We start from the raw sequence: 7,276 nt of genomic DNA, 5'->3' as shown, positions 1-7,276 counted from the left end.
GAAGAATTGAAGAATTGAAGGCTGCGATTAAGCGAGAGCAGAACCAAGCTTGCTTGGGTTTTGCCGAGCGTGAGCAGGCTCGATGTGAAACATCAAGAAGTGAAGAATTGAATCTTTAATTTTTAATCTATGAAACGAGAGACTTGGAAGACGATTTTGCAGTTCATTGTCAGTATTCTGACGGCTGCGCTGACGGCATTTGGGACGGCATCGTGTATGGGACACGGTCCACTGGCGCTGCTGTGACACAAGAGAAAGCGGGGCAACCTACGAGGCTGCTCCGCTTTATGCTCACTTTATTTCTGGTCTCTAATACGTTTCTCTTGACATGCCACGAGATAAGATGAAGTGATATTCTCCGTGACGCTATGCGCAGTACCAGGCATATCCATAAGTGGCTCAACTCCTATGAAAAACATGATGGCCTCAGTAGGGATACCCATAGATCCCAAAAGCGTTGGCATTGCGATAATACCTACACCTGTAAGAGCCAGGAATAATTCTGCGACAAACAGGGAGAGCAAGAAATCCAGACTCAGATTGATACCAAAGGTATGCACCATCATCATGGAAATAATAGCCACATAAAACGCCGTCCCTGCCATATTGAACTGCATACCCATGGATATGGAGAATCTTACAAAATTTTTCTCCATGCCAAGTTTTTCTATACAGAATTTCATCGTAGCAGGCATACACACACTAGAATTGCTTGTCGAAAAAGGCAAGACGATAAAACGGGATATCTTGCCCAAAAAGTCCATTGGACTTATGTGACCGAAAAGGGCTACAAGTGCAGATGACACAAGAAGTGACAGCGGCAATCCCAATGCGGCAAAGAAAATAAGCTTGCCGTAAGAAAGCAGTATGGAGACATCGGCCTTGATCATCAGTTCTGTCATCGATACCATAACAACCAAGGGGATACACTTTGAAATGACTCCCAACACGTCGATGGTGAAACTGCTCATAAACTCCACGCCCTTTTTTGCCCAATCCATATGCTCGCCAGGACGGGATAGCATGACGCCGAAGAGAAAGGCGAGAAATAGTGTTTGCAGCATGTGATTCTCTACGAATGGTGACATGATGCTACCCGGCACAATATCGACAATTAAGTTACGTATTGACAGGGTAGGCGGCACGGTTTCACCACCATATTGAAAGACTTTCATTAACTGAGGCATCACGCCTATCAATTGACCAATTATCATGCCTACAATTATATAAAAAGACAGTTTCAGCAAAGAATAAGCAACGAGCTTGCCTCCAATTCGCTTGATATAAGTGACGTCCGACATACTGGAAATACCCGTAATGACAGAAAAGAAAATCATAGGAGTAACTACCAGCATGAGCGCTTTCATAAATATCATCTGTAGGGAATCAAGCACATTATAGTTAATCCATTCCTGCACCTCTACATCAACAAATTGTTTCAGCAACACACCCAATAAGAGTCCTAAGACGAGCCCCAAAAGTGTATTCCTGATTTCCTTGGTTTCCGACTTATGCACCAATATCTCAATGATATTCTTGTTGCCTCTGTGGAAATAGCTCAGATACTGATGATATGATCTCAGAATGTCAACATGAGAAAAAGTGTCGGGATCGTCGTCCGCAGTTTCATCGAATAATAGAGGATTGAATTCTTTACCTTGTGCGGAGAGACGCAGTCTCACATTCCCAAATCGTTTATGCAGGGAGATTGTCGCCTCGAAAGGCTGCTGGTCGGCAACTTCTGAGAGGCTATAGAAGTTTTCTTCTAAAAGCAGTTCTGCCATGATAATTTCATGGTGTGGAACATTCATTTTAGAAAGATGTTCCTCTAACCAGCCAATAGCATCAGAATAATTCGATTCCGTTAATATATATGTGGTATCATTCGTCATCATAGTCATTTTGCAGGAAGTAAGGAAATGTCACTCAAGGATTCGGTTATTCGGCAGTAATCTCCCACATAAATGCGGCTTTTTTCAATCCTTCCAACTTTTGGTATTGCTCTATATTCAACTCCTTGGCACAGTAAATAGAGCATGGCTTTGGGAAAAGGGGAATCCTTTTCACCTTTAGTCCCTGGGACTCTATAAAGCGCTGTGCTTCATCTGCATGAGAGAAAAAAGCCTTGTCGAAATCTGCCGATGCTGTCTTCTCATACATTTCAGCAGAATTACGGTATATCCGCTGAGCTTCAGCTTCATGATAGACAACTTCAGCAGCTGCCTTGACAAATTCGCGAGCCGAAAAGTCGGATGTGACAAATGCACCGCCATGATTCTCCAGGATAGCCCGTATGTTCTGCAATACTGCCGCCTGTTCTTCTCTTGTCAGATACATCATCAGTCCATCCATCGTGATACAGATACGGCCATCCATCTTGTCGGCGGCTTTCATCATACTGGTACGATCTGTCGCGTCAGCTACAATATAACAAGCACGTTTCTGCTGCTTGCGAGACAAGCAATCAGGCAAGATGCGTTTGATTTCTGATACCGACGGGCCAAAATCTGCCCCGACAAACATGCGGTTGTGACGTGCCATCGCAATGCTACGAGGAGCAAATCCGCACGCTATATCCAAATTGTTTTGATAATTGTTGCCGATAATATATTCGTTGAGCGCAGCATAACGCATCTCTATATAAAGTTTGTTCACAGGTGCCAGTTCGTCGTAATTTGCAACGGTGTCTTTAGATAGGTTGACTTTGGCATTGCCAATGGCATCGGAAAATTCAGCTGCCTCTGGAACGCCAGCCTCTCTAAGCCAATAGAGAGAAGTGTAAGCCGTATATGAAACCGACGGCATCGATACTGTAGAACAGCCACTTGCCAGCATCAGGCATAATATAGCGGCAGAAACGAAAATGTTTTTAATCATCCATTCTTTTTGAAGCCTTTTCATACTTAAAAACAATTAGAGTCAATACAGCGAAACTTGAATTAGGTTTTTATATTATGTGCAAAGATACATATTTTTTTAGAACAGACAAGGTGATAGCCTTTTTTTTTGAAAATCTTTGTTAGAATAAATGGTGGTGACACAAAGAGAAAGTGGGGCAACCTACGAGGCTGCTCCGCGAATCATCGGGTCAACTGATACAACTCCTTAGCGTGAATCAACCCCTGCCACTCCAGTCCCCTGCCACTCCGTTGACATTCTTGCTCATTTTATCTTGTTTTTATTTGTATATTTATAAATAATGTTTAACTTTGCACTCAAAAAAAAGGAATAGCTTTATGGATTTAATACATGTAATAGCAGTCATCGCCTTAGTGGTTATCGGAGTGTTTATCTTCAAAAACAAGAGCAACGGATAGCTTGCAAATCATTTTTTTTAGAAAATTAATTGGATTTCAAAAAAATATCGTATCTTTGCAGCGTAATAATATATTAACACCTAAAAAATAATGATTATGAACAAGAATCCTTTTGCAATCAGAAAATCACCTGTAAGTATTATTACCGCTCAGGCAGTGAACCTCGACGACTATGTGCAGAAAACGATATATGACGGAGATCGTGTAAGTGTTTGTACAACAGTGGATTAAGAAATAAGTACCATCTCTCTATAGACAGGAACAACGAATTCTATATCTGAAGAAGGAATAGCGAAAGTCAACGCCACATCAAAACTGGTGTTAAGAAGACGAGGCGATTCGGCGGTGGAGTTTTACAATGCCGCGAGTCGTCTCTATGTGCTTCATTTTGTGGAGGTGGCAGAGATAGGCAATCATCGCGTGCTCTACTTTATGCTCAATCTTGCCGACGGGAAGCGGGACGGTGCAGCTGACAAGGAGGTGGGACGGATGATAGTGGCTGTTATTACCCAATATCTGGTGGAACATCCCGACGACTTGCTATGTTTCTGCCATTACGACAACGATATGACTCTTGCGATTGACAGGATATTCCATGTGTGGGCGCGTTCCAATCAGGATGTGTTTGAAGGCAGGGCGACTTTCTTCGACGGTGCTGGGCATCATGCTGAAGGGCATGGGTTGCATTTTATGGTGATACACCATCTGAAGTGTAAGGACATCGCCGAACTGAAGGCCTACATTCTGGAAAACAGTGACGCGTTTGCCACCTGCATTAGGGAACAGATAGAACTTCTTATAGACATCAGAGAGCAAATGCACGAATCGGACCATGCGGTGTGTTAGGCTACATAACGACAGGTTGCAAGGACTGAAGGGCGAACAGGTACCTGAAGGCATGAAGGTATGCCTGGTGTTAGGTGCCAAACTGCGTCCCGATAACTCGCTATCGCCCATCCTGCAACTGCGGGTGAGGATGGTGAGCATCCTGGCGAATGCCTATCCTGACTGGCTGTTCTACATCTCCGGTTGTCGTGCCGACACTACCGTCATCTACCGCACACTGGTTGAGGAATACCATATTCCTGAAGAGCGCTTTGTGCTCGACTCCTGTGGCTATAACACCTTTCGCTCGTTATGGAACATGGAGATGTATTTCGGGCAAACCCGATTCTACATCCTGACCAGCAGCTTCCACATAGCTCGTTCGCTGCGCATTGCCCGATGGCTGGGTTATGATGCCTGGGGCATTGACATCAGCGACTATGAGAAGGTGAAGAGCAACCCCTATTTCTGGCGCGAACAGTTGGCAGCGCTGCGCTCGCTGTGGCTGGTGTTCTGCATCAGGACGCCCCTCGGTCGTATCTCAACAAGTTTTTTCCATAACAGACTACTCCGCCGCCTGCGACGCAACGAGCAGCAGTTTGACGCGCAAAACGAGCAGATACTGCAGCGCGCAATGAAAAATGTGGATAAGTCGATGCCGCCGACTGAATACTTCTTCCAACAACTGATGGAGGGCGTTGCAACGGAATTCACTCAGCCGATGGAAGAAGAACATCTGATGGTGAGCCTTAGTCATGTGGATTGTACCACCGTGATAGAAGATGTACTGGCACTGGCACTGTGCTACAGAGACGGCCGCACCACGCTGGCAGACCTGAAGGACTACTACCGGCGCATGCACTATCAGGACGGTGTGGTCTCGTTTGCCACCCGCAACCACTACTTCACCTGGATTATGCAGTCGGCCATCAAAGAGGGATTCGTGAAGCGTATCAGTCCCGACGAGCCCGCCTTTCCATTTACGGGGGTGATGGACCTGCAGCCGAGCTACATGACCAGAAACAAGCATCTGTTCAGCCCCCAGATGGATGACGAAAAAAACTACAATGCCATCGCCCTTCGCCAGCAGCAGCGCGTGCGCTTTACCTATATCCCCCGTGAACTGCTGGACATGCCTCAGGATTCGGAGTTGGGCGTGATTCACGATGGCGACATCTTGGCTGTGGTGTGTGATCAACATACCTGGGCAAGAGGCGTGGAGGTTAAGCACCTGCTGATAGCCAAATGGATGGACGGCAGACTGCACTTCTATCATGCTAGCGCAGATGGATTAGGACTTGCAAACATGGATGCCTACACCTTTATGAAGGATAAGTTCACGATGATAGGTGTGGCGGTTTATAGATTGAATGATGATGATGCAGCAAAATGAATATGTATTAAAGATCATGTTCGGTTCGTTCTTTCTGGCGACCGTCATGTCGGCGCTGATGAGACAGTTGGGTGGTTTCACCGACTCCATCGTAGTGTCTCATCTGGTGTCGCCTGATGCACTGTCAGTAGTCCGTATCTGGCAGCCCATAGCGAGCTGTATGTTTATCTTCATCGGCATGATGAGTGCCGGCGCCACTTTCCTGAGCGCACGAGGCATTGGTGCCCAGAACTACAACAAGGTGAACCGCGTGTTCAACAATCACCTGTACTATGTCCTCTTCTCTACGCTATTGGTCATTGCGCTTTTATTGCCTTTCCTCGACGTGTTGGCAGGCTTGATAACAGACGATGAGCGGTTGCTGCCCATGCTGAAACCCTATATTCATGCCGACATGTTCGCCATCTTCGTTGCTGCCGTCTGTGGTGTGCCCGTTTCCTATGTCATCACCAACGGCAGTCCGCGTCTTGTCACCCGACGTATCATCATCTCTCAGATACTCAATGTCATTTTCGACCTGCTGTTTTGCGGCGTGCTCGATATGGGTTTGCCTGGTGCATCGGTTGCCTCAGGACTCAGCAATCTGCTTGCGTTCACCTCGCTGGTCGACTATATGCGCAAGAACAGTAAGATATTCCGTCTGAGACGCCCGGAGAAGATATGCAGCATCAAGCAATATCGTGAATGTTTCTCCATCGGACTCCCCATGCTGATATCTGCCTTGTTGGCACCAGCTCTGGCCTTCACCATGAACTCGATGGTCATCGGAAAGCTCGGCGCCGACGGCATGTATTTCTTTACCATCTATTTCCAGATTAACGGCATCTGTATGCTGGCATTGTCCGGTTCGAATACCGCCATCACGAATATTGGCGGCATCCTGTTGGGCGAAGAAGACTTTGACAGTTTCCGCCTTCTCACGCGGCGCATCTTCCGCATGCTGATACTGGTGATGGTGGCGGTGAGTCTGCTGATATTCCTCTTCCCCGATGTGCTGGCAAGGATCTATGGTGCTGACGACAGTCTGATTGCACAGTGCTACACCCCGTTCCGTCTGATGAGCCTCGCCTTCCTGCCCAACGCCATATCTGAGACACTGAGCGTGCTTTACTTCGTACAGAACCATAAGAAGCTCTGCCGTTGGATAGAGATTGTGACCAACGTGGGAGCTATCGGCATTATTGTCGTTATGGCAATCTTCACCCCCGAACTTATCTGGTACATCCTGCCCGTCACCTCCTGGCTCCTGCTGCTGGTGATGGTCACTATGGCGTATGTGGTGCATCGCAAGAATCCCCTCTATGCCTGGCCTACCTTGGAGAATACGGTGCCGTCGAATCCCGCCGTCACTTTCTCAGTGCCCTATACCACCAAAGGTGTCGAGGATTTCCTTGCCCAGGTGCACCCCTTTGTAGAAACATGCGAGTTGCCCGACGGTATGGCTGTTGACATGGCTCTGGAGGAACTGCTCTATGAGATTGTGGAGACACATGAACCGCATGGCTCAAAGGATAATGAGACCTTTGATGTGCGTATCATCGATAAGGAAAGAGAATTCACCGTGGTGGTCAAGAGCAAGGGTCCTATCCGTAATCCGATTTATAAATATACTGATGAGGAATTAGCGGATATCGACGAGAACAACCTGCGACGAGCCATTCTTTCGCGCTTGTGCAAGAATATCAATCACAAGTACATGAACGGCATCAACTGCATCTATCTGAATTATAAACGAAGCTGA

At 46.7% G+C, this 7,276-nt stretch carries 7 protein-coding genes; 5 read left to right on the top strand and 2 right to left on the bottom strand.

Annotated elements, in window-relative coordinates:
• The first annotated feature begins 129 nt into the window (after positions 1-129).
• Complete coding sequence (locus BLU47_RS14715; protein WP_176780414.1) at positions 130-246, top strand: smalltalk protein; 117 nt, start codon at positions 130-132, stop codon at positions 244-246.
• A 50-nt stretch (positions 247-296) separates the two neighbouring features.
• On the opposite strand, the gene BLU47_RS04405 is transcribed toward BLU47_RS14715, so the two are convergent.
• Both BLU47_RS04405 and BLU47_RS04400 read right to left on the bottom strand, forming a co-directional pair.
• Positions 297-1,895, bottom strand: a complete 1,599-nt coding sequence (locus BLU47_RS04405; RefSeq protein WP_176780451.1) for a dicarboxylate/amino acid:cation symporter — start codon at positions 1,893-1,895, stop codon at positions 297-299.
• A gap of 43 nt (positions 1,896-1,938) precedes the next feature.
• On the bottom strand, positions 1,939-2,877 hold the full coding sequence (locus tag BLU47_RS04400; RefSeq protein WP_143025462.1) for a class I SAM-dependent methyltransferase: 939 nt from the start codon (positions 2,875-2,877) through the stop codon (positions 1,939-1,941).
• A 536-nt stretch (positions 2,878-3,413) separates the two neighbouring features.
• Between BLU47_RS04400 and BLU47_RS15100 the strand changes: the two genes are divergently transcribed.
• From BLU47_RS15100 to BLU47_RS04385, 4 genes are all read left to right on the top strand, one after another.
• A complete protein-coding gene (locus tag BLU47_RS15100; protein WP_255402087.1) occupies positions 3,414-3,548 on the top strand; it encodes a hypothetical protein in 135 nt (44 codons plus the stop codon).
• A gap of 87 nt (positions 3,549-3,635) precedes the next feature.
• A complete protein-coding gene (locus BLU47_RS04395; RefSeq protein ID WP_143025461.1) occupies positions 3,636-4,163 on the top strand; it encodes a hypothetical protein in 528 nt (175 codons plus the stop codon).
• Complete coding sequence (locus tag BLU47_RS04390; RefSeq protein ID WP_091958935.1) at positions 4,150-5,535, top strand: N-acetylmuramoyl-L-alanine amidase-like domain-containing protein; 1,386 nt, start codon at positions 4,150-4,152, stop codon at positions 5,533-5,535. Before BLU47_RS04395 ends, BLU47_RS04390 begins: the two co-directional genes overlap by 14 nt.
• Entirely contained in the window at positions 5,519-7,276 is a 1,758-nt protein-coding gene (locus BLU47_RS04385; RefSeq protein ID WP_176780450.1) for an MATE family efflux transporter, read from the top strand. The genes BLU47_RS04390 and BLU47_RS04385 overlap by 17 nt, the downstream gene beginning before the upstream one ends.

It is taken from the genome of Prevotella sp. tc2-28 (genome assembly GCF_900107705.1).
In the GTDB taxonomy this organism is placed as follows: domain Bacteria; phylum Bacteroidota; class Bacteroidia; order Bacteroidales; family Bacteroidaceae; genus Prevotella.
This window is presented reverse-complemented; position numbering and strand designations above follow the sequence as displayed.

Excerpts from the sequence above, each read along its gene's own strand:
- BLU47_RS14715 (WP_176780414.1), top strand. The coding sequence starts at position 130 with ATGAAACGAGAGACTTGGAAGACGATTTTGCAGTTCATTGTCAGTATT.
- BLU47_RS04405 (WP_176780451.1), bottom strand. The coding sequence starts at position 1,895 with ATGATGACGAATGATACCACATATATATTAACGGAATCGAATTATTCT.
- BLU47_RS04400 (WP_143025462.1), bottom strand. The coding sequence starts at position 2,877 with ATGATTAAAAACATTTTCGTTTCTGCCGCTATATTATGCCTGATGCTG.
- BLU47_RS15100 (WP_255402087.1), top strand. The coding sequence starts at position 3,414 with ATGAACAAGAATCCTTTTGCAATCAGAAAATCACCTGTAAGTATTATT.
- BLU47_RS04390 (WP_091958935.1), top strand. The coding sequence starts at position 4,150 with ATGCGGTGTGTTAGGCTACATAACGACAGGTTGCAAGGACTGAAGGGC.
- BLU47_RS04385 (WP_176780450.1), top strand. The coding sequence starts at position 5,519 with ATGATGCAGCAAAATGAATATGTATTAAAGATCATGTTCGGTTCGTTC.